Annotated in this window: 21 protein-coding genes; 8 read left to right on the top strand and 13 right to left on the bottom strand. The window is 52.8% G+C overall.

Features of this window, described 5'->3' with window-relative positions; genetic code table 11:
* Position 1: 1 nt before the first annotated feature.
* Positions 2–514, top strand: coding sequence for an ImmA/IrrE family metallo-endopeptidase (locus tag MCJ35_RS00660; RefSeq protein WP_008721445.1), 513 nt, complete (start codon positions 2–4; stop codon positions 512–514).
* Here MCJ35_RS00660 and MCJ35_RS00655 read toward each other — a convergent pair.
* On the bottom strand, positions 489–1,157 hold the full coding sequence (locus tag MCJ35_RS00655; protein WP_008721443.1) for a potassium channel family protein: 669 nt from the start codon (positions 1,155–1,157) through the stop codon (positions 489–491). The genes MCJ35_RS00660 and MCJ35_RS00655 overlap by 26 nt on opposite strands.
* A 62-nt stretch (positions 1,158–1,219) precedes the next feature.
* Positions 1,220–2,512 carry a TrkH family potassium uptake protein gene (locus MCJ35_RS00650; RefSeq protein ID WP_025483460.1) on the bottom strand — a complete coding sequence of 431 codons (1,293 nt, stop codon included), beginning with the start codon at positions 2,510–2,512 and terminating at the stop codon, positions 1,220–1,222.
* A gap of 200 nt (positions 2,513–2,712) precedes the next feature.
* Between MCJ35_RS00650 and MCJ35_RS00645 the strand changes: the two genes are divergently transcribed.
* Complete coding sequence (locus MCJ35_RS00645; RefSeq protein ID WP_025483461.1) at positions 2,713–4,245, top strand: ATP-binding protein; 1,533 nt, start codon at positions 2,713–2,715, stop codon at positions 4,243–4,245.
* The gene (locus MCJ35_RS00640; RefSeq protein ID WP_008721437.1) at positions 4,238–4,936 is read left to right on the top strand and encodes a response regulator; all 699 of its coding nucleotides are present in this window, start codon (positions 4,238–4,240) and stop codon (positions 4,934–4,936) included. Before MCJ35_RS00645 ends, MCJ35_RS00640 begins: the two co-directional genes overlap by 8 nt.
* 63 nt (positions 4,937–4,999) lie before the next feature.
* Here MCJ35_RS00640 and MCJ35_RS00635 read toward each other — a convergent pair whose 3' ends face one another.
* Positions 5,000–5,221 carry a hypothetical protein gene (locus tag MCJ35_RS00635; RefSeq protein WP_155858400.1) on the bottom strand — a complete coding sequence of 74 codons (222 nt, stop codon included), beginning with the start codon at positions 5,219–5,221 and terminating at the stop codon, positions 5,000–5,002.
* 83 nt (positions 5,222–5,304) lie between these two features.
* On the opposite strand from MCJ35_RS00635, the gene MCJ35_RS00630 reads away from it, so the two are divergent.
* Genes MCJ35_RS00630 through MCJ35_RS00620 form a run of 3 tightly spaced genes read left to right on the top strand, consistent with a single transcriptional unit; the run spans position 5,305 to position 6,265 of the window.
* The gene (locus MCJ35_RS00630; protein ID WP_025483462.1) at positions 5,305–5,613 is read left to right on the top strand and encodes a DUF2178 domain-containing protein; all 309 of its coding nucleotides are present in this window, start codon (positions 5,305–5,307) and stop codon (positions 5,611–5,613) included.
* A gap of 2 nt (positions 5,614–5,615) precedes the next feature.
* A complete protein-coding gene (locus MCJ35_RS00625; RefSeq protein WP_025483463.1) occupies positions 5,616–5,819 on the top strand; it encodes a helix-turn-helix transcriptional regulator in 204 nt (67 codons plus the stop codon).
* Positions 5,819–6,265: an NUDIX hydrolase gene (locus MCJ35_RS00620; RefSeq protein ID WP_353656056.1), complete on the top strand. Its 447-nt coding sequence runs from the start codon at positions 5,819–5,821 to the stop codon at positions 6,263–6,265. Before MCJ35_RS00625 ends, MCJ35_RS00620 begins: the two co-directional genes overlap by 1 nt.
* 123 nt (positions 6,266–6,388) lie before the next feature.
* On the opposite strand, the gene MCJ35_RS00615 is transcribed toward MCJ35_RS00620, so the two are convergent.
* The 6 genes from MCJ35_RS00615 to MCJ35_RS00590 all read right to left on the bottom strand — a co-directional run bounded on the left by MCJ35_RS00615 (position 6,389) and on the right by MCJ35_RS00590 (position 14,730).
* Positions 6,389–7,774 (bottom strand): hypothetical protein, encoded by a 1,386-nt coding sequence (locus MCJ35_RS00615; protein WP_240299314.1) that lies wholly within the window; start codon positions 7,772–7,774, stop codon positions 6,389–6,391.
* A gap of 4 nt (positions 7,775–7,778) precedes the next feature.
* Positions 7,779–9,134: a coiled-coil domain-containing protein gene (locus MCJ35_RS00610; protein ID WP_025483468.1), complete on the bottom strand. Its 1,356-nt coding sequence runs from the start codon at positions 9,132–9,134 to the stop codon at positions 7,779–7,781.
* Positions 9,135–9,233: 99 nt separating this feature from the next.
* Positions 9,234–10,448 (bottom strand): ABC transporter permease, encoded by a 1,215-nt coding sequence (locus tag MCJ35_RS00605; protein ID WP_008721425.1) that lies wholly within the window; start codon positions 10,446–10,448, stop codon positions 9,234–9,236.
* On the bottom strand, positions 10,438–11,271 hold the full coding sequence (locus tag MCJ35_RS00600; protein ID WP_050927345.1) for an ABC transporter ATP-binding protein: 834 nt from the start codon (positions 11,269–11,271) through the stop codon (positions 10,438–10,440). The genes MCJ35_RS00605 and MCJ35_RS00600 overlap by 11 nt, the downstream gene beginning before the upstream one ends.
* An 88-nt stretch (positions 11,272–11,359) precedes the next feature.
* On the bottom strand, positions 11,360–12,769 hold the full coding sequence (locus tag MCJ35_RS00595) for an efflux RND transporter periplasmic adaptor subunit (RefSeq protein WP_034576540.1): 1,410 nt from the start codon (positions 12,767–12,769) through the stop codon (positions 11,360–11,362).
* A gap of 452 nt (positions 12,770–13,221) precedes the next feature.
* On the bottom strand, positions 13,222–14,730 hold the full coding sequence (locus MCJ35_RS00590; RefSeq protein ID WP_025483472.1) for a PucR family transcriptional regulator: 1,509 nt from the start codon (positions 14,728–14,730) through the stop codon (positions 13,222–13,224).
* Positions 14,731–15,000: 270 nt separating this feature from the next.
* Here MCJ35_RS00590 and MCJ35_RS00585 point away from each other — a divergent pair, with 270 nt between their 5' ends.
* Positions 15,001–15,798, top strand: a complete 798-nt coding sequence (locus MCJ35_RS00585) for an acetoacetate decarboxylase family protein (protein ID WP_025483474.1) — start codon at positions 15,001–15,003, stop codon at positions 15,796–15,798.
* A 57-nt stretch (positions 15,799–15,855) separates the two neighbouring features.
* Positions 15,856–17,238: an MFS transporter gene (locus tag MCJ35_RS00580; RefSeq protein ID WP_025483475.1), complete on the top strand. Its 1,383-nt coding sequence runs from the start codon at positions 15,856–15,858 to the stop codon at positions 17,236–17,238.
* Positions 17,239–17,328: 90 nt separating this feature from the next.
* Here MCJ35_RS00580 and MCJ35_RS00575 read toward each other — a convergent pair whose 3' ends face one another.
* From MCJ35_RS00575 to MCJ35_RS00560, 4 genes are all read right to left on the bottom strand, one after another.
* On the bottom strand, positions 17,329–18,576 hold the full coding sequence (locus MCJ35_RS00575; protein ID WP_240299313.1) for an aspartate aminotransferase family protein: 1,248 nt from the start codon (positions 18,574–18,576) through the stop codon (positions 17,329–17,331).
* Complete coding sequence (argB, locus tag MCJ35_RS00570) at positions 18,569–19,459, bottom strand: acetylglutamate kinase (RefSeq protein ID WP_008721415.1); 891 nt, start codon at positions 19,457–19,459, stop codon at positions 18,569–18,571. Before argB ends, MCJ35_RS00575 begins: the two co-directional genes overlap by 8 nt.
* A 55-nt stretch (positions 19,460–19,514) precedes the next feature.
* Positions 19,515–20,753: a bifunctional glutamate N-acetyltransferase/amino-acid acetyltransferase ArgJ gene (gene argJ / locus MCJ35_RS00565; protein WP_155858401.1), complete on the bottom strand. Its 1,239-nt coding sequence runs from the start codon at positions 20,751–20,753 to the stop codon at positions 19,515–19,517.
* Positions 20,754–20,872: 119 nt separating this feature from the next.
* Positions 20,873–21,337, bottom strand: a complete 465-nt coding sequence (locus tag MCJ35_RS00560) for a GNAT family N-acetyltransferase (protein WP_025483479.1) — start codon at positions 21,335–21,337, stop codon at positions 20,873–20,875.
* Positions 21,338–21,344: the final 7 nt, after the last annotated feature.

Below are 21,344 nucleotides of genomic sequence, written 5' to 3'. Positions count from 1 at the left end.
TTTGAATTCATTTGAACGGCTGCTGGAACATACAGATGCGGAGCATATCCGTGTTCTGGAAAAACAGTTTAAATCCAATGCCAAAGGACTGATAAAAGGAAATAAGATAGCAATCCGGCAGGATATCCCCACTGTGGAAAAGGCATCCGTGCTGGCGGAGGAACTGGGGCACTATTACACTACCGTGGGTAATATCCTGGACCAGGAGGATACGGGCAACCGCAAGCAGGAGCACAAAGCCCGCACCTGGGCCTATAACAGGCTGATCGGCCTGTCAGGACTGGTGCGGGCATATGAAAAAGGATGTGCAACTATCTATGAGATGGCGGAAGAGTTGGAAGTAAGTGAAGATTTCCTCCGCTCCGCCCTGGATTATTATCATGACAAATATGGCTGTTGTACGGATTACAAAGGCTACCATATATCCTTTGAACCTTCTTTTTCAATTACATCCCTGGATGATGGGGAAACGTATCGTACCGTTCCTCCTACAGGTCATCAGCCAGACGTTTGATTTTATCCCTGTCCCCAATGACAACGATGGTGTCATCCTGGTTCAGCACATACTCCGGCTTAATGTCCGTGGTAAGCCATCCGTTCCGGCTGATGGCTATGATATTTACTCCATAAAGGTTGCGCAGCTGAGCCTGGATAACGGTCTTACCCGCTATCTTGGAGGTCATCTTAAGCTCGGAGATATCTATATTCTGCTCCAGTTCAAAGAGGTTGAAGATCCGCTTTGATATCAGCCGTTTGGCCAGCCTGACAGCCATATCCTTTTCAGGATACACCACCTGGGCGCCTATTTTCTCCAGTATCTCCCCCTGCTCCGGGCTGTTGGCCTTGGCTACCACCTGAGGCACTCCCAGGTTAATCACATTCAGGGTGGTAAGGATGCTGATATCCACCTTATCACCTATGCACACCACCACGATATCGCAGTTCTGGATTCCCGTTTCCCTCAGTGTCTCCTTCTGCAGGTCCTTTACAACATATGCGTGTTCCGTAACTCCGCGTATCTGTCGGACCTTTTCTTCATTGCAGTCCAGCACCATGATTTCCTTCCCTGCCTCTGCCAGGGTGTATGCCAGGGCGCTTCCGAAACGCCCCAGCCCAATGATTCCATATGACAGTTCTTCCGATTGTTTCCGTGCCATCTTCTATCTCCTCCTTACGGTTATTTCTGTCTGCTGCCTCTATAATAGTCCTGCCCATCCCCTTACCCAATCGATATACTCCCCTCAGGAAAGGAAACGGATGTATCCGGCTTAAATATCCAGATTGTGACAATGGTCAGGGGACCAAGCCTGCCAATATACATGATGAGTATCTCAAGCAATTTGCTCCACGGGCTTAAGCCGGGCGTGATTCCAGTGGACAGCCCCACGGTTCCAAAGGCCGAGGTAATCTCCAGCATGATGTCCCCAAAGGGAATCCCCGGCTCCAGTATGCACATGGTAAAGATTCCTGTGAATACCACCAGGGCCGACAGTGCGGTCACGATTGCTGCCTTGTAAAATGCTTCCTGCGGTATCTTATAATGGAATGCATGGGGCTGTGTATTGGTGGCGGCACCCTTGATGGTGTGGAATAACGTAAACAGGGTGCTGGTCTTGATGCCCCCTCCGGTGGAACCTGGGGAAGCGCCGATAAACATAAGGATGGACACGGTCAGCAGGCCTGCCGATGTAAAGTCTCCCAAGGGAAATGTGCTGAATCCCGCGGTCCTGGCTGACACGCTTGTGAAAAATGCCCCCAGCCAGGTGATATCCTCCGTAAGCCGGATTAACAGCGTGCCTGCTGCCAGCAGTATCAGCGTGGTCACTATCACCGCCTTGGAGTGGAGGCACAGCTTTTTAAAGGAGCGCTTCCTGAAGAGATCCATGATGACAAGGAAACCAAGCCCGCCAAAAATTATAAGTCCGGCCGTGGTCAGGTTCAGGAGCACATCATCTTTGTATCCGGTCAGGTTCTTAAGACCGCCCAGTATATCAAAGCCGGAGTTGTTAAATGCCGCCACGGAATGGAACAGGCTGATGCCCAACGCCCTTATGGGCGGGTAATCCCTGGAGAACACCAGATAACTCAAAACCACGCCAGCTCCCTCAAAGCACAGTGTCACCTTCAGTACATTCTTAACCAGGCACACAAGGCCTTTTCCCGAATCCAGGTTCAGGGCCTCCTTGATCAGCAGGCGCTCCTTTAAGTTTACCCTGCGTCCCAGGGCCAGTATGACGCCCACTCCCACAGAGGTAACCCCCAGGCCGCCAACCTGGATCAGCAGGGCCACCACGGTCTGTCCTATGGCCGTAAAGGTATCCGCCGTATCCACGGCAATCAGCCCTGTTACACATACCGCGCTGGTGGATGTGAAAAGCGCGTCCACATAGTGAAGATCCACTCCCGGCTTCACACACGCCGGAAGCATTAAAATAAAAGATCCTGTCAGGATCACAGCCAGAAAGCCAAGTGCAATGATCCTGGCAGGCGATTGTTTTTCAATGGATTTCATATCATCTGATCCTCCTGTTGACTAAAGGGTATCATGGTTCGCATAAAACAGGTATAACGGAAACAGCCTTGGTATAAAGATTATATAAAGATACTGCCAACTTACTGTTGAATACGGTTGGATTATGTTATAATGACGTCAGGCGTTACGCGGCAGTTCCCCATAAGGACCGCTGCCGCCGTACAAGGAGGATAGGAATCATAAAGCATACAAAGCTCGCCGACACCCTGAAAACAGCCGCCGTCCTGGCGCTGACCACGGCCATCGGCTTTCTTTTGGAGGCAATGGGGCTTTCCCAGACCAATGTCATAACCGTATATATCCTGGGTGTTCTTGTGGTTGCGGCCGTCACTTCCAGCAGATGGTACAGCACAGCCGCATCCCTGGCCAGCGTCCTGCTGTTCAACTATATTTTCACAGAGCCCATGTTCGTGCTCAAGGCAGAGGACGCAGGCACCCAGCTCACACTTTTAATCACCTTCCTGGCGGCTGTCTTTACCAGCACCTATACGGTACAGATAAAGGAAAAGGCGCGGCTGTCCCAGCAGGACGCCTACCGCTCCGGCGTCATCCTTGACACCAGCCAGATACTTCAGAAAGCCGGGGAGCCGGACGGCATCCTTTTTGCCGCCGCAACCCAGCTGAATAAACTCCTAAAACGTGACATTGCATGTTTCCAGACGGACGGGAACGGCATATTGCCGCCGGTCAGCTTTACGGACTGCTCCCCGCACCCGGGAAGCCGCGGGCCCTCCCCCGACACACTGGAGGAAATGTCCGCTGCCAGAAAATGTTATATGGAGGGAAATGAAACCGGAGCCGCCACTTCCATCCTGTCCACGGCCGCATTCCACTATCTTCCGGTCCAAAGCGCCGGAACGGTTTATGGGGTTATCGGAATACGGATGGGTGAGACAGAGCCGGATGACTTTGAAAACAGTCTTGCAATTGCCATCCTGAACCAATGCGCCACCTCCATGGAAAAAGAATTCATTTCCAGGAAAAGGGAAGAAGAAACCGCCATGGCCAAGGCGGAACAGCTCCGCAGCAACCTGCTGCGCTCCATGTCCCACGACCTGCGCACCCCACTTACCAGCATTTCCGGCAACGCCGGTGTCCTGTTAAAGGACGCGGGTACGCTGGACGAAGCCCACAAGCACCGTATCTACAGCGATATCTACGATGATTCCATGTGGCTGATTTCCCTGGTGGAGAACCTGCTCTCCATCACCAGGATGGAAGGCGGCGCGGTCCAGCTGCACATGGAGACCGAGCTTCTCGAGGAGGTCATTGACGAGGCCATGCGCCACGTGAACCGGAGGCACGAAAACCACTCCATCCATGTAACACAGGAAGGGGATTACATCCTGGCATGCGTGGATGCGCAGCTGATCATACAGGTCATCACAAACCTGGTTGACAATGCCATCAAGTATACGCCCGATGGCTCCAGCATCACCATAAAAAGTTATAAGGACAATGGAAATGCCGTCATAGAAGTCAGCGATAATGGCCCGGGAATCCCGGATGAATCCAAAGACAGGATTTTCCAGATGTTTTATACCACCGGCCACAAATCCGCGGACGGGAAACGCGGCATGGGCCTTGGACTGCCCCTGTGCAGGGCAATCCTGAATGCACATAAAGGAACCATCGAAGTATTGGATAACACACCGTCCGGAAGCATTTTCCGGCTTACATTACCCGCAGAGGAGGTATCTTTCCATGAATAAGGCAGGAATTTTAATCATCGAGGATGATAAAGCCATAAAGAATCTGATTGCAACCACGCTGGAGATGCATGAATACCATTACATATGGGCTGATAAAGGGGAACAGGGCATCCTGACCGCTGCTTCCCAGCGGCCGGACATCGTCCTTCTGGATCTTGGCCTGCCTGACATGGACGGGGTGGATGTGATACGGAAAATCCGGTCCTGGTCCAACATGCCCATCATTGTCATCAGTGCCAGAAGCGGGGATGATGATAAGATTGCCGCCCTGGACGCTGGCGCGGATGATTATCTGACAAAGCCCTTTTCCGTGGATGAGCTGTTAGCCAGGCTCCGCTCCACCCAGCGGCGCTTAAACTACATGCAGTCCCTGGAAGATGTCCAGTCCTCCGTGTTTACCAACGGCGGGCTGACCATTGATTATGCGGCCGGATATGCCTCCTTAGATGGGGAGGAACTTCACCTGACGCCATATGAGTATAAGCTCCTCTGCCTTCTGGCCCACAATGTGGGAAAGGTTCTGACCCATTCCTATATTACCCGGGAAATCTGGGGCGCTGCCTGGGAAGGGGACGTGGCCTCCCTGCGGGTGTTCATGGCTTCCCTGCGCAAAAAGATTGAAAAAGAACCTTCCCAGCCACAGTATATACAGACACATGTGGGGGTGGGGTATAGGATGTTGAGGATTTAAGGGTCTGGGGTGGGGTGCATCTGTCTCCCCATCCCCATTCCACCCAGCCGCTGTGTATTGTTGTTACTGCTTCCTACTGCTTCCCTTGAATCCGGTATGAGGGGAAATACCACATGCCCAGGTCTGATCCGGGGGTCCTGTTTTTTCTGGTGGTATCTTAACTATATTTCTGTCCTTGTCTTCCATGTATTCCATTGTTTCCCAGTTTTTTATAAATAAGCCGGTGTATCTGCCTGTAAGATAAGAGGCGGGAATAAGAGGTGAAATGTCAAAAACTCTTGACATTCTTCCAGGTTTTCTATATACTGAAAGTGTCAAAAGTTTTTTACATTTTAAGCGGATGGTATTTGGATGATTGGAGGTATTTTATGGGGATTGATTTTGAATTGGTTCTGGCTGTTTTTATTTTGGCTGGGCTTCTTGCTGTTAATGTTGTCATGTTCATTTCCCTTGGAAAACAGGGGGATGAGAGAAGGCGGCTGATTATTGAAAAGGCCAGCGCCGGGACATTTGCTGTCATAGTAGTATATATCCTATTCTGTGTGATTGAAGGTCTGTACCATTCGGTTACAAAGGGCGTTTCTGTGGAGGGGATGAATCCGTTTATTACCCTGACCGTTAGTTCCATCATTTATTTAGCGCATCTTCTGTATTACAGAAGAAAATATGGTGACTGAGCATGGAGAATTCGATTCGGGAAAGGCGTAAGGAAAAGGGTATTTCCCAGGAGGAACTGGCTGGGAAGTGCGGTGTTTCCCGCCAGACAGTGAACGCCATAGAGAATAATAAGTATGACCCTACCCTGGCTTTGGCATTCCATCTGGCTCAGGAACTGGGGACTACGGTTGATGGGCTTTTTAAGCCAGGATGGGGTGGGAAGTAATGATGGAAGTAAAGTTCTATGATTGTATGGATGTTGAGGATGATAAAATCAGGTTTGCGGTCATCGTGGCGCGGCATATGGGGGCATGGGTGTTCTGCAGGCATAGGGACCGTCCTACGTTTGAGGTGCCAGGCGGTCACCGTGAGACAAATGAGGATATCCGGCGTACCGCTGAAAGGGAATTATTTGAGGAAACAGGGGCCGCAGAGTTTACGATGTCGCCTGTATGTGTATATTCCGTCACTGGGAAAAACCGGGTAAACGCCACGGGACAGGAAACCTTCGGCATGCTGTATTATGCGGAAATATTCCGTTTTGGCGAAAAGCTGGAGTCAGAGATAGAAGAAGTACGGCTGTTTCCCGAACTTCCTTCTGAATGGACCTACCCACTGATTCAGCCAGAACTTATTAAAAGGGTCATGGCTTCCGGTTTCTTTGGGAAATAAGAAAAAGGGGTAAACCGCAGCCTTGATGTCAGGTACGGTTTACCCCTTTTTCTATCCTTTTATCCCTCTTACCCTTTATGAAACAGCACTGCTTTTTCCATCAGCGCTTCTGCCATGTATATATCAGATTCCGGTCAATCCCTTTACCGCCCAGTCATAGGTGTCCATCGCCTGTTGGAAATTAACATCAGCCTGGGCCTTTGCAGCCACCCCGTCAAGATACACTGCCCTGGCCTCCATATATTCCTGTCTGGACAGCATACCCAGTTCCATCCTGCGGGATGCCGCCTTCCACTCTGCCTCCCTGGCAGCCTGGGCCGTACAGGCGCCTTGCCATGCGGTCCGGCTAGCTAATGCGTCCTGGTACAGGGTATCAATCTGTGCATACAGGTTTTCTTCCTCCTGGTTGATGGCTCTCTGGCGGGCGTGAAGTTCTTTGTTGGTTCCGCCGGAGGCGCCGCCTCTTTGCTGTCTAAGCTCATAGTTATTGCCCATCGCCCTCCATTTGTCCACTTCCAGGGTGATATTGTCCATCCGTCCCTGCTCCGGTAACGGCATGGAGTCGATTACAGCAGCAGAATCCGCCGGATACCCAATGACCATGAGAAGATTTTTTCTGACACGTCCCATGTCGTCTGCAAGGGCCTGGGCAGTGTTCACAGCTGCCTGGGCAGCCTTTCCCGCCTCGTCCGCATCTGCCTGCGAGATGGTCCCAAGGGCTACCTGTCTTACTGCCTTCTCATATTTTCCCTGCATAAGCTCAGCGTTGGCAGCAGCACTCTCCTGCTCCGCCCTCAGGCTATGGTAGGTACCCATAAGGCTCTGGGCCGTCCATATCATGGTATCTTCCATCTTCCGCAGCGACATGGTGCTGGAACTGCCTTTGGCAGACCGTATCTGCTTATCTATGTCCTTGGCTGCATCTTCAAGGATTTTTGCCTGGGCGCGGTAACTTCTGGCGCCCTCGGTGTCTCCGTTTTCCTCCATGTCATCCGCCTCTTCCCTTAAAAGGCGTCTTGTCTCCATGATATCTTCCCTGGCAGACTCATACCGGCCCAGCCTGCTTTCATATTGGATGCGTTCCATCTCCACCTGAGGCGAATAGGCCTTTACCAGCTCCGGAAGGTCGCTGTATCGGATGACCATGGACTCATCCGCATCTGCCGGAATCCCACCCGCATCTGCCGAAATCCCACCCGCGCCTGTCGGAACCCCATCTGCGCCTGCCGGACCCCCATCTGCGCCTGCCGGAATCCCGTCTGCGCCTGCCGGAATCCCATCCGCCCACACCACACCGGTTCCGTCCTTTGCCGGGACCGCGCCGGTTCCGGCCAGCATTGCACAGGAGAGCAACAGGGCCAGGAACCTGGCGGAAGGACTGGTCAGTACTCCGGTTATACGTCCGCGTCCGGCCTGCCGTTCAAATACCACTCCTGCACCATGTCCATCCCTGCGCCCCGCCGGGTCCCAAAAGCCGGGCATATGTTCCCGCTTATATCTGAATCCCATCCTGTCACGCCCCTTCTGTCTGCGCCAGCCCGTTCACGGCCCAGCGGTAGTCCTCCAAGGCCTGCCTGAATTTCAGGCCCGCGATATCCCTGGCCGACTCCTTGGATGCCAGGCCGCCCTGCTGCTGCAGGTATTCATTTTTGGAAATGGCTCCCAGCTGGTAGCGGCGTTCTGCTGCCTGGGCGCTTCTGGCTTCTACCTGGTACTCGCCCTCTGCCTGTATATAGTCTGACTGGGCCTGTTTCAGCTGCTTGTACCTGGCTTCCACATCAGCCTCTATGTGCTGCAGTCCGCTTTCCACCTTCCGCACCATGACGTCGAACTGGTTCCCATTGCCAGTGTGCTTCAAGCGGCGTTCATTGGCAGCCTGGCTGTAGTTGGTTTCCTGGGCCTTTTCCTTATCAGCTGCCAGGTCAATCCGGTCCACTTCCTCCATCCCTGGTATGCTGATTTCCCGTATCTCCGGTTCAGCATCATAGCTCCAGCCCGTCATCACACACAGTTCACGGCGGAGCGCGTCCTGTTCCTTTTCATTGGTTTCTATGGCTGCCCTGGCCGCCTCTACTTTTTCCTGGGCCGCCAGAAGTTCTGCCTGGGTCGCCATGCCCTGGGCTGCCTTTACACCCATGGATTCATACTGGCTCTGGGCTGTCCGGGCCGCTTCCTCCAGCGCAGGCGTCTGTTTGGCTTTCTGCCAGTAAGAATTCATTTTGGTCTGGGCCTCCTTTACAAGGGAAGCCTCCTGCCTGTCATATTCCATTTTCTTTACATAGCCGTCCTCATTCATGGAGTCGGCCGTATCCTGGTTCTGCTCGGCCTGAACCCGTGAAAGGGCTGCGTTGGCAGCCACGCTTCCGTATCCCGGCTGGTCCTCGTCCGTGGTATCCATCATTTTATCGCTGGCATCATAGAGATGGTCAGCCACGTCCTGATATGCGTTTTTCAGGTCATCGTTGCTCTTGCCCCTGTAATCATCATACTCAAGCCGGTTGTTGATTATGGTTGCATTGTATTCATGAATCAGGTCCGCCAGCTCCTCATATTCCATCACATTATCCCTGAGGGACGCCCATTTTTCCGTGGAATAGGCAAACTCCGGGCTGGCCCATGCTGTCACCGGAAGTGATACGCTTAAAGATGCCGCCAGGCACAGTATCCTCAGGCGCATACCCGGATTCCTGACCGTACTTGCGCCAGGCATCCTGACAGATTGTTTGCCAGCTTTTTTGCCGGATTTTTTTCCAGCTGTTTTTCCGGCTGCGCTGTCCGCTCCTCCGATAACGCGTCCATTGGCCGCATGTTCACGAACACCGCCATATGTTTTCAGCCTATCTTCTGCCTTCCTTCTGTTCTCTGTCATCCACTACCTCTTTTCCAATGCACGCCGGAAGATGATCTGGTTCTTTCTTCCGGCACACATGAACCGTTTCACTTTGTGCTGCCATACAGCCATATTGCCCTACTCATACCGCAGCGCATCAATGGGATCTGACTTGGCTGCCTTGGACGCCGGGTAGAGTCCGAAAAAGATTCCAACCACAGCTGAAAAGGATACAGCCACCAGTATGACTCCCGGCTTAATGATGACCGGCATCCCAAGGAGCGCTCCTCCCATGGACACAAGCCCAACGCCCATGATTACCCCGATGATGCCTCCGCACGCCGACAATATGGCGGATTCTGTCAGGAACTGGATCAGTACATCACGGGTCCTGGCGCCCAGGGCTTTCCTGATACCGATTTCCCTGGTCCTCTCGGTCACGGATACCAGCATGATGTTCATGATGCCGATGCCTCCGACCAGAAGGGATATGGCCGCAATCCCACCCACCGCCATGGACAGGCCTCCCATCATGGAATCCACGGAGGTCATCTCCTGCATGGCTGTGTACATATAGATATCCTCGGGCTGCCTGCCGTGCATTTTCGCAACATAGGATTTGAACTGGCTGAAAAACAGGTCCAGGTTCACATCCTCCTTTGCATACACGTGCAGCTGGTAAAAATTATCATTGGGCCATGTCAGCAGGGTATAGGGAATGAACGCCGACCCCTTATCGCTGTTGCTGCCGCCCATCATGAGGGCCTGGAAGGCATTGATATTTTTCCGGTACACGCCCACCACCGTAAAATCATCGGTGGAGCCGTACAGGGTGGTCCTGAAGGTCTTGCCCACTGCATTTTCCACCCCAAACAGCATCCTGGCGCTGTCCGTATCCATGACCACATTCTTTTTCCTGCCAAGGATATCGCCCTCGTTCAGATAACGCCCGTACACAATGTTCACAGGCTGTACATCCTGGTAATTATAATCGATGCCCTGATAATCGAACTTAATCTTTGTCCGCTTATAGGAGGCTTCATCGCTGGTAAAGGCGCTGCTGTCAATATACGCAATCTGGTCGCTGAAGGCCTCCCTGGCCCGCTCCATCTCATCCAGGTTAAAATAGTCGCTCTGCCTCACATCATCCACCCAGTACCCGATGGAGAAATACGCCTGGGTGATTCCCACATCCTTATACAAATCGGCGAACAATCCTCTCATGGTATCGCCGATGGATACAATGGATATGACGGATCCAATACCGATGATGATGCCCAGCATGGTCAGGGCGGAACGCATCTTATTGGCGCGGATGGCGGAAAATGCCATCTTCATATTCTCAATCAGCATCTTCTGCCTCCTCTTTTAGGATATCTTCCACTTTTAGCATATCTTCCACTTTTAGCATATCTTCCACCCTGTCATCCGGACCTCCGCCCGGATGATGGGTGTTAAGTGTATCACTCTGTACCTGCCCGTCGCTGAACCGGATGACCCGGTCCGCGAATGCGGCTATGTCTTCCTCATGGGTTACCACCACAACCGTGGCCCCTTCTTTGTGAAGCTGCCGGAACAGTTCCATGATTTCAATGGAGGAAGCCGTGTCCAGGTTACCGGTAGGCTCATCCGCCAGGATTAAAGGCGGCTCGTTGGCCAGCGCCCTGGCAATGGCAACCCTCTGGCGCTGTCCGCCTGAAAGCTCATTGGGCATATGGTCCTGCCTTGCGCCCAGCCCCACCCGTTCCAACAGCATATGCGCACGCTCCACACGCTTTGCCTTGGGAACCCTGGCATAGGTCATGGGAAGTTCCACATTCTTAAGCGCGGAGGTCCTGGATATCAGGTTAAAGGACTGGAACACAAACCCAATCTTCCGGTTCCTGATATCAGAAAGTTCATCCGGCGTCATCTCAGCCACATCCACGCCATCCAGATAATAATGCCCCAGGGTGGGCCGGTCCAGGCACCCCAGTATGTTCATCAGGGTGGATTTACCGGAACCGGAATGTCCCATGATTGCCACGAACTCCCCGCGGTCCACGGTCAGGTTTATCTTTTTAAGGCCCAGCACCTTGATGGCGCCTGTGTCATATATCTTGACCAGGTTCTCAAGCTTCAGGAGGGGACCGCTTCCTGCTGTCTCATGGAGCGGCTTTTTCCTGCGCAGGACCATTTTGATGATATCTTCTTTGGAAATCCGGGCCGGACCGCCGCTGCCTGCATCCATGGTCTTCTTACTTTTTATCATAAGGCGCCTCCCCCTACTGCGGACGCACAATAACATCTGTGCCGTCCATAAGGTGGGGTCCCGGGTTCATGACAACCTGCATCCCTTCTTCCAGAACCGTGCCGTCTGCCGGGATGACCTCCACGGACACATCCCCGTCCACCCCAAGGGTTACCGGTATCCGCTTAATCTTCATATCCTGGACAATCAAAATATATGTAGTGTCCCCTTCATCCAAAAGCGCGGTGGTCGGCACCACGAACGCGTCTTCTGCTTCACGGATCAGGAGTTCCGCCTTGGCAGTAATGCCTGCAATCAGCTTGGTATCCTGACCGTCCACGCGGATGGTTGTGGGGATGACGCGCTCCGTTGAACCGCCGCCCTTTTCCTCGCCTGTGGGGGAAATCTTAATGACCTCGCCATTAACGGTACCTCCATCCAGAATGTCCGCGCTGATGACCGCTTCCTGCCCTACCTTCACCTTGCCGATGGAAAACTCGCTGACCTTAATCTCCAGTTCCAGCTGCTCCAGATTCTCGATGCTGAATATGGGCTTGTCATCCTCCACCTTGTCGGCAAACTGGCCAACCTTGGAATTCACCCGGACCACGGTTCCGTCAATGGTGCTCTTTATCTGTGTATTTTCCAGCTCTTCCTTTTTCTTCTCCAGGTCAAACCTTGCATTCTCTATCTGTATGTCATAGGATTTATCCGCCCTGCCCCTGCCGTTTTCCACGGTATATCCTTCCATGGCGCGTCTGGCATCGTTCAGCGCGTTGGCACTGGCCTCCATTTCCATCTGGGAAATGTCGCCGCTGGCAAACAGCTGGCTGTTGCGGCTGTGGTCCAGGCTGGCTTTCTGGAAATCCTGGACTGCCTTCTCGTATCCAAGGGCCGCTTCCTTATCTTTTTCCTGCTTGTTGTTCACAGCAAGGTCGTATGCGTTCTGGGCAATCTGCACTTCCCGCTCCAGGTCCGTGCTGTCCAGCACCGCCAGCACCTGGTCCTTCTTTACCTGGTCGCCTTCTTTTATGTTCATGGTCACAATCTCGGCATGGATATTGGATACCACGTCAACGCTGTCGGTACCGGACACAGGACCACTGAGGGACAGCTTCTCCTGTATGGCCTGTTTTGCCAGAGGCATCACATCCACCATGATTCCCGGGCTCTTGCCGCCTCCCCCAAGCTTTGAACCAGCCAGAAGGGCGATGACCACCACACCGGCAGCCGTAAGGATCTTCCTTCTGCGGCTCCAGCCTTTGATACGTTTTATAAGGCCCGTCTTCTTTTCCCCGGCCTCTCTTTTCTTCTTCCTCTTTTTCTTTTTCCTGCCGTTCCCGTCATCCTCTTCCGGCGCCATCAGTTCCTCTACCCTGCGGTCTATTTCTTCGGATTCCCTTATACCTTCGTCCGTTATTCCGCCTGTTATTCCGTCCGTCATTCCATCTGCTATTCCATCCGTTATTCCATCCGTTGTCCTATCCGTTTTCTCTTCTGCGGTTCCTTCCATTGTCCCGCCTTGCATGCCATCCCCTATTGCGTCCGGAGCAATCCTGCGCTCCATGTCATCCGTCCTTTTGTCACTTTTCATGCTGCCCTCCTGAATCCATGCCTGCACTGTACTATTCATATTAATACAGTTATATCATATATCGCCCTGTACTACAAGAAAAATAAACACTTTCAGCCAGGTTGTTCATTTCATAAGGCCATTATAGATGTTTACACTAAATATTTCATCCATTATTTATATAACATTTTATAAATGAAAACGAAAGAATATCTTAACATCAGGAAAAAACGGGCATACCGCCAGCCTTACGCCGGCAGCATGCCCGATTTCTTATGGGAAAGTACATCCTTACGGAAAACTGTCTCCTTACAGGAAACAGTTCAGAAATACCCAATAATATGTAATATATGCTTCGAAAGATGCAGCCGCAGGATTGTATCCGGATTGGAAAAATCAATGCCTGTCAGCTCGCAAATCCGCTGTATGCGGTATTTCAGGGTATTATAATGCACCTTCAGGGCCTTTGCGGCCTGGGTCATATTACAGTTGTTCTCAATATACACAAACAAGGTCTTCACAAACTCCTGTCCGCGCTCTTCATCCTCACGGCAGAGCAGCCACAAGGACGGGGGAACCATTTTCCTAAGGTTCATGTCCTCCCCGTATCTCAACAGCATATGGGGGATTAGAAGGCTTTCGTAAAATATCAGGCTGTCCCGGATGGAGAGCTTACGGGCAGCTGCCAGCCCTTCCACGGTCTGGCGGCAGCTCTCAGGAAATTCATGCAGTCCCTCAAAGGGGAGGCTGGCCACGCACATCATCCCGTGATGGATAAGAAATGAATCCAGCTGTTTCTGCTTACGCGGTGAAAATGGTTCCTGGGAATCCGTGTCATATAGAACGGTCAGGCGCCCTTCCTGGATCAGCATATAATTCATGGAAAGGATCTGGCGCAGCTTCCATGCAAACAGGCGCATCTGGTCGTCCGTCCCGTTCCCCTGGCGCGGTTCCAGCGACAGCACAAAACAATAACGGTTCAGATGTATCCCCAATGCCTCGGCCCTATGGGCGGTTTCCGCGGCATCAGGGGATTCCTGCTGGAGAAGGTCATGCAAAAAGGTATTGCCCGGCGAATAGAAATCAGGAAGATACCGGGTGTCATCCCGCATCCTGAGGCTAAGGAAATCACTCAGGACCCTGAAAAGCTTGTAGGAACGGTCGGATATCCGCACGCCCGGAACAGCCTCTATCAAATAAGCGATTGGAAGTCCTCCCAGGGTTATGCGGCAGGATATCAGACGGTAACCTTCCCAGGACATTTCATAAAAGGGCTGGGCCTCGCCTGCGCCGCCGGACCTCTGATTGCCCATGCCAAAGAGTTCCTGCAAAACCGGTTCCGGCAGGTCACTGATGCCCTCGCCCGCCCGTGCCAGGACCGCCATTGAAAAATCCATAAGGAACAGGGGCGCTTTGATGGTTCCATGGCCCTTCTTCAGGATTTCCTCCGGTGTTTTCCTCTGCTGCACACACTGGAGCAGGTCAGCGGAAAACAGGCCCACAATCACCTGGCTCTCAAATGTGTCTGAGGCAATATGGTATAAATCAATGGATGCATATTGCCCCGGAACAAGGATGTATGTGTTCCGGCTGGCCTGTACATATGCCTCGGGAAGGGGGACATCCTGTATCAGCGCATAGCAGCACGCTGCCTCAGGAGGACTTTCCGGAAGCTGGGAAACATTTCCAATATACAGGTTTTCCTGGAAAAATCCATTATCCACCCCATGGTACACAGGGCGGAAGTACTGGATGATTTTCACATCCCCCCACAAAACAGCCGGGTTGTACTCACTAAGCTCATCACATAACGTTGAAACGGCAACAATCATGAATGCCTCCTTAAACGTGTCATCCTGTCTCCGGCCGCGGCACAGCCAGCAGCAGTAAACAATTGTGTTTCCTGTTATCATAGTAATATGATCTGTGGGAAAATGCAATTGCAGCCACATTTTTCATTAATTTTCACTATAAGTTATTATAAATTTTTACAATAAAATGATTGCGATTCTGCTTCCCATACGTAGTTTAAGGCGTTTCCTTATGCTAACATAAGTATTACAAAACAGCGCTGTCATAAACCAATAAGGAGGATATTGCAAATGCAAAACCCATTTATTGCCTCTGACCAGGTATGTCAGATGGTATCAGAAAACAAGGGGATTACCTATGAGGTCCAGTGTGTTACAGCAAGGTTCAGGACGGATGAGGACTTTGTCAGGGAACTGCTGCCACCCTGCTACCGCATGCCGGAGCTTCCCATGGCAACCCTGATGCTGGGAAAAGTGAAAAATCACGGGCCACAGGCAGTGGACCGCGGATATACATACTGTGACTTAGGGATACTCGGTTTTGACTGCCGGTATGAGGATCTGAAGGAACCGGCTGAATATACCCCGGTTGTATATTTCAATCAGGAAGCGGTCATTTACTCGGGGCGGGAATTCCTGGGGGAACCAAAGCGTTACGGCCGGACCGAATTTTTCCTGTTTAATGACCATGTATCCGCATCCCTGGTGCGTTTTGGACAGTCCATTGCCGAGATTGAGGCTGACTTGGGGCCTGACCTGGGACGTCAGGAGCCGGTCATCAGTTACGGTGCGCATTTAAAATGCTGCCTTACCCATCAGCAGAACGAAATGATGTATGACCCGGTTGCCGCCGTAAGCCGCAGGGAATTCCTGGCCCTTCACAAACGGGTGGGCAGCGGTTCCCTGAAGCTGATCGGAGGATTCAAGGATGCCCTGGATGAGATACCGGTCATAGGGGATTGCGGCTTTGAATATCAGGAGTGCCTGATTACCTACACCAACCCCCTTGAGACAAAGAGCTATCCAAACCGTGAGGACTTCATGCCTTATTACATGGGAACCTGCCAGAATTACGTCCGGCATATTTAATTGATTCTTATCCGGATGCCGTCCTGCATCCGGATATTTTTTAAGGAGGGGTTTGATTTGTGTCCAACAACTAAGGACGCCGCGGCAGGCGGGAAGATAGGCAGGCTGGAGGTTTTCTCCTTCGGGTGCGGCGAGATTTCCACAAATATTCTTTTTTCAATCACAACGGTTCTTCTGGTATTCTTCTATACGGATGTGGTCGGCGTAAGCGCGGCAGCCGTGGGGGCCATCATAGGTATATCCCAGATTTTCAACGGCGTGTCCGATATCGCCGCCGGACTTGTGGTAGACAGGACCCGGTCCAGGCACGGGCATGCCAGGGTCTGGCTGCTGCGCATGTCCATACCGTATGCAGCTGCCTTCATCCTGTTGATGACCGTGCCCCAGGCAGCTGAAAATGTACGCCTGGTTTATATTTTCATCACCTATAACCTGTTGATGACCGTGGTTTACACCATGCTGCAGATATCATTTTCCACACTTTTAACCTTCATGACATGGGACCAGGCAGAACGCTCCCGCCTTAACGTGGTGCGCATGACCATGTCCCCCCTGGCCAATATTGCGGTAACACTGACATTTTTAAAGATAGTCAACGCCCTGGGCGGAAACCAGGCGGCCTGGGTAAAGGTCACTGCCGTCTATGCCGTCCTGGCTGCGGGCCTGATGCTGTGGTGTTATTCCCACACGCGTGAGCGGCTGGATATCGGGGATGGGCTGGACGGCGAAAAGCTGCCAGTGGGCACGGCCCTGCGCGTATTGGCACAAAATAAATATTTCTGGATCATTACCCTGTATTTCATCTGTACCGCCCTGTACATGACATTTAACGGCACGATGCTGACTTATTATTGTAAATACCTGCTCAACAACGAAGAGCTGATGGGGACCATCAATATGGCGGGACAGTTAGTCATGCTGGTCGGCATTCCCCTGACCGGGGCAGCCCTGCGAAGGTTCAACAAACGCACCTTGTGCATCTGCGGCTGCGTGCTGATCATCCTGGGAAGCTTCATGGTCCAGTTCAATCCTTCCAGCCCCGGCCTTGTAATGGCCTCATCCTTTGTGCGGGGATTCGGCTTTTCCGCCACCTATGCCTTAATCTATGTGATGATTGCGGATGTGGTTGAATACGGCCACTGGAAAACAGGAATCCGTTCCCCCGGGGTCATCCTCAGTTCTGCTTCCTGCGGACAGAAAATCGGGTCCGGCGCAGGCAGCGCCCTGATTGGCCTGATCATGGAATACAGCGGCTATAACGGACTGGCTGAAGTACAGCCTGCGGCAGCCACAGCCACGATTTATGACCTTTATGTGTTCGGGGCCGCGCTGATTGGCCTGGCAATGATCCTAATCCTTCTCTTCTACCACCTTGACGCAGAATATCCGGCCATCATGGAACAATTGATGAAGCGCAGCCGGAACTCGTCTGCGGATTGACATCACAGCAGGCGCCTGTCATGGATGCGCCTAAGCAAAGGAGGCGGGCCGCCCGGCCTGCCTCCTTTTGTATCCGCAACAATCCATCTTCTATTTTCCGTATGCCGAATCAATGGCAGCCTCCAGCCGCTTCACCATCTCATCCACATCCGCCTTCCCAATCACCAGCGGCGGCACGAACCGTATGATATTAGTCCCCGCGCTGATAAGCACCAGCTTCTGCTCCAGCAGAGCGGCGGTCACCACGGGCGCAGCCGGTCCGGTCAGTTCCAGTCCCTGGATCAGGCCCATTCCGCGGCGTTCCTTCACAACTGCATACTTTTCCACAACCTGGTCCAGTTTCCCGGAAAGATATGCACCGGTTTCCTTTACATGGTCCACAATGCGGCGCTCCTCAAAGATATCAAGGACCGCCTTGGCGCCCGCGGTCACCAGCGGGTTGCCGCCATAAGTGGTTCCATGGTCCCCCGGCACCATGGCCCCGGCCGCCTTGCCGCAGGCCAGGAAGGCGCCTATGGGAAGCCCGTTTCCAAGGGCCTTTGCAACGGTCATCACATCCGGCTTTACCCCATAATGCTGCCAGGCGAACATTTTCCCGGAACGCCCCATGCCGCACTGGATTTCATCCAGGATAAGAAGCAGGCCATGTTCATCACAGAGTCTGCGGACGCCTTTTATGAATGCTTCGCTTGCAGGGTAAATGCCGCCTTCCCCCTGGATTGTCTCCATGATGACCGCGCAGGTCTTATCATTAATCAGCGCTTCCACGCTTTTAAGGTCATTGAAGTCCGCAAAGCGGATTCCCGGCACCAGTGGTTTAAACGGCTCCTGATAATGTGCGTTGCCTGTCACGGACAGGGCGCCGAGGCTGCGGCCATGGAAGGAATGGTTCATGGCAATGATTTCTCCGGTCAGGTCCATTTCCACGTCCTCACATCCGTCGCTGCCGTCCCCCATGGACTGGCGGAGCATGTTGTAGTGGTAGCGCTTCGCTATCTTCAACGCGCCTTCAATGGCCTCGGTCCCGCTGTTGGTAAAGAAAACCTTATCCATCTGGGATACCTCCAGCAGCTTTTCCCCGGCTTCAATTGAGGGCTGGTTATAAAACAGGTTGGAAATGTGGGTAAGCTTGTGAAGCTGGCCCTCCACTGCCCTGGTATATTCCTCATCGCCGTATCCAAGGGCCATGACCGCAATACCTGCCCCAAAATCCAGATATTCATTGCCCTCCGTATCGTACAGCATGACTCCTTTCCCGTGGTCAAATACCACGGGAAAACGGTTATATGTCTTATAAAGGACGTGTTCCGCCCGCTCCATCAACTGATTGTCAGCCATGATAGTACCTCTCATCTTCTTCAGAATTAAATATTGCAGTGCCGATACCTTTGTCCGTGAAGACCTCCAACAGGAGGCAGTGGGGGATGCGCCCATCCATGATATGTACCCGTGACACGCCGTTCTTCATGGCATTGATGCAGTTCTGGAGCTTTGGGAGCATGCCGCCGCCCAGCATACCGCTGTCCACGAAATTCTGGGCCTCTTCCACCGTCATCTCGGATATCAGGGACTCCTTATCGTTAAAATCCTTAAACACGCCCTCCACGTCCGTGAGGAATGCAAGCTTCTCAGCCTGTACCGCGGTGGCTATGGCGCAGGCCGCGTCATCGGCATTGATATTGTAGCTGTAGAAATCCCCGTCAAAACCAATGGGACAGATGATGGGCAGGAAATCCTTTTCCAGCAGGTCATAGATGATCTTCGGGTCAACCTCATCCACATCGCCCACAAACCCGATGTCCTCGCCGCCGGAAAGCTTCTTATGGCATTTTAACATCATGCCGTCCTTGCCGCTGATGCCCACTGCCTGGATGCCCAGCTCATTGACCAGCTGGACCAGGCTCTTGTTCACCTTGTTGAGCACCATCTCCGCAATCTCCATGGTAGGCTCATCCGTAACCCGCAGTCCGTTCTTGAACTGAGGCTCCATCCCCACCTTGCTTACCCATCTGCTGATTTCCTTGCCGCCTCCATGGACGATGATAGGCTTAAATCCTACCAGTTTTAAAAGCACCACATCCTGGATGACCTTTTTCTTCAGTTCCTCGTCCACCATGGCGCTTCCGCCGTACTTGACCACAACAATCTTCCTGTTAAACCGCTGGATATAGGGAAGCGCCTCTATCAGCACGGCTGCTTTCTGCATTGGTTCCAAATTCATCTCATTTTCCTCCTTATGGCTGCCTGACGGCTGCCTGATGCCTATCCGGCTGGTCTTATGACCTGTAATCCGCATTTATCTTCACATAATCATAGGTGAGGTCGCAGCCCCAGGCCGTTGCCCGGGCATCCCCCATCTTAATGTCCGCAATGGCAGTGACCTCCGGTTCAGACAGGATTTTCGTGGCCTCCTCCTCGCTGTAGTCCACTGCCACGCCGTCCTTTATGATCTGCATGCGGCCGGCCGCGCTCTCAAAGAACAGGTCCACCTTTTCCGGGTCAAAGTCAGCGCCTGAGTAACCCATGGCGCAGAGGATCCTTCCCCAGTTGGCGTCATGTCCGAATATGGCGGCCTTGGTCAGGCTGGATGTGATGACGGATTTGGCCAGGACCCTGGCCTGGTCTTTTGTGGCAGCGCCCTTCACCGTCACCTCAAACAGGGCGGTGCAGCCCTCGCCGTCCCCGGCCATTTTCTTAGACAGGGTTTCATTGATATAGTTAAGCGCCTTACAGAAGGCCATGTAATCGCTATTCTTTTCCGTGATTTCGGGATTTCCCGCCAGGCCGTTGGCCAGCACGAGCACGGTATCATTGGTGGAGGTGTCCCCGTCCACGGAAATCATGTTGTATGTATCCTTGATGTCCTGGCTCAATGCTTCCTGCAGCAGTTCCTTGCTGATGGCCGCGTCCGTGGTCACAAACCCCAGCATGGTGCACATGTTGGGATGGATCATGCCCGAACCCTTGCACATGCCCCCGATGGTCACCTGGACGCCGCCCAGCTCAACCTGGACAGCCACCTCCTTATTCTTCGTGTCGGTGGTCATGATGGCCCTGGAGGCATCGGTGCCGCTCTCAAGGCTTCCGTCAAGGAGAGGCGCCATGGCCTTGACCCCGGCCTCAATCCTGTCCATGGGAAGCTGTTTCCCGATCACGCCCGTGGACGCCACCAATACGCTCTCCTGCGGTATCCCCAGGACCTGGGCCGCTGCCGCCGCTGTCCGGCTGCAGTATGCCATGCCTTCCTCACCGGTGCAGGCGTTGGCAATCCCCGCATTGATGACCACTGCATGGGCCGCTGCCCCGCCTGTGACCTGCTCCTTATCCCACTTAACAGGAGCCGCCTTCACCACATTGGTGGTAAATGTACCCGCCGACCTGCAGGGGGCCTGGCTGTAAATCATGGCCATATCCTTCCTGTCCTTATATTTGATGCCTGCCGCCGTGGACGCTGCCTTAAATCCCTTTGCAGCCGTCACTCCCCCGGGTATTTTCTTTAATGCCGCTTCACTCATTTCCATTCCTCCATCCCGCTTATCCTTGGTTCTATATGGTTATATATAGCTTTATATGGTTATGTATGCTTATGCATGATTCCGTATGTTTTTCATACCGGTATCCATATGCATCCCTGTCAACGCACGAACCTGGTTATGTTTTCCTCATTTAATATAAACTCATAGCTGTTCACATCTTCCCGTTCTGTCCATCCGATTCCCTGCCAGAAGGCATTGCCCACATCGTTGCTTTTAAATGCAATCAGGCTGATTTTACTCACGCCCTCCTTCTGAAGGGCCTCCATGGCCGCGCGCACCATACGGTAACCGATTCCGTGCTTCCTGTAACCCGGCGCAACGCACACGTGGTAAAAACACCCGGTCCTTCCGTCGTGGCCGCACAGGATGTTGCCCACCACATGGCCGTTCTGGACCGCCACCACGCTGGTGGTTGGATTCCTTTTAAGGAAACGCTCCACACCTTCCCTGGAATCATCCACGCTTCTGATTCCAAATCCTTTGATTTCCGTCCACAGGCCATATACCTGGTCGTAATCCTCCATGGTCATCTCACGGATGAGTATATCCATTGTTCCTGACATGTTCTGA

This window comes from Enterocloster sp. OA13, from assembly GCF_022440595.1.
GTDB classification, from domain to species: domain Bacteria; phylum Bacillota; class Clostridia; order Lachnospirales; family Lachnospiraceae; genus Enterocloster; species Enterocloster hominis.
Note: the sequence above shows the minus strand (reverse complement) of the source record. Positions and strands in the feature narration are given on the sequence as shown.

Coding starts and splice junctions, on each gene's coding strand:
- MCJ35_RS00610 (WP_025483468.1), bottom strand. CDS start 9,134: ATGACAGAGAACAGAAGGAAGGCAGAAGATAGGCTGAAAACATATGGC.
- MCJ35_RS00635 (WP_155858400.1), bottom strand. CDS start 5,221: ATGTCAAGAGTTTTTGACATTTCACCTCTTATTCCCGCCTCTTATCTT.
- argB (WP_008721415.1), bottom strand. CDS start 19,459: ATGAATTTGGAACCAATGCAGAAAGCAGCCGTGCTGATAGAGGCGCTT.
- MCJ35_RS00595 (WP_034576540.1), bottom strand. CDS start 12,769: ATGACGGACGGAATAACAGGCGGAATAACGGACGAAGGTATAAGGGAA.
- MCJ35_RS00585 (WP_025483474.1), top strand. CDS start 15,001: ATGCAAAACCCATTTATTGCCTCTGACCAGGTATGTCAGATGGTATCA.
- MCJ35_RS00575 (WP_240299313.1), bottom strand. CDS start 18,576: ATGGCTGACAATCAGTTGATGGAGCGGGCGGAACACGTCCTTTATAAG.
- MCJ35_RS00605 (WP_008721425.1), bottom strand. CDS start 10,448: ATGCTGATTGAGAATATGAAGATGGCATTTTCCGCCATCCGCGCCAAT.
- argJ (WP_155858401.1), bottom strand. CDS start 20,753: ATGAGTGAAGCGGCATTAAAGAAAATACCCGGGGGAGTGACGGCTGCA.
- MCJ35_RS00615 (WP_240299314.1), bottom strand. CDS start 7,774: ATGGGATTCAGATATAAGCGGGAACATATGCCCGGCTTTTGGGACCCG.
- MCJ35_RS00625 (WP_025483463.1), top strand. CDS start 5,616: ATGGAGAATTCGATTCGGGAAAGGCGTAAGGAAAAGGGTATTTCCCAG.
- MCJ35_RS00640 (WP_008721437.1), top strand. CDS start 4,238: ATGAATAAGGCAGGAATTTTAATCATCGAGGATGATAAAGCCATAAAG.
- MCJ35_RS00590 (WP_025483472.1), bottom strand. CDS start 14,730: ATGATTGTTGCCGTTTCAACGTTATGTGATGAGCTTAGTGAGTACAAC.
- MCJ35_RS00620 (WP_353656056.1), top strand. CDS start 5,819: ATGATGGAAGTAAAGTTCTATGATTGTATGGATGTTGAGGATGATAAA.
- MCJ35_RS00630 (WP_025483462.1), top strand. CDS start 5,305: ATGGGGATTGATTTTGAATTGGTTCTGGCTGTTTTTATTTTGGCTGGG.
- MCJ35_RS00600 (WP_050927345.1), bottom strand. CDS start 11,271: ATGGTCCTGCGCAGGAAAAAGCCGCTCCATGAGACAGCAGGAAGCGGT.
- MCJ35_RS00650 (WP_025483460.1), bottom strand. CDS start 2,512: ATGAAATCCATTGAAAAACAATCGCCTGCCAGGATCATTGCACTTGGC.
- MCJ35_RS00560 (WP_025483479.1), bottom strand. CDS start 21,337: ATGTCAGGAACAATGGATATACTCATCCGTGAGATGACCATGGAGGAT.
- MCJ35_RS00655 (WP_008721443.1), bottom strand. CDS start 1,157: ATGGCACGGAAACAATCGGAAGAACTGTCATATGGAATCATTGGGCTG.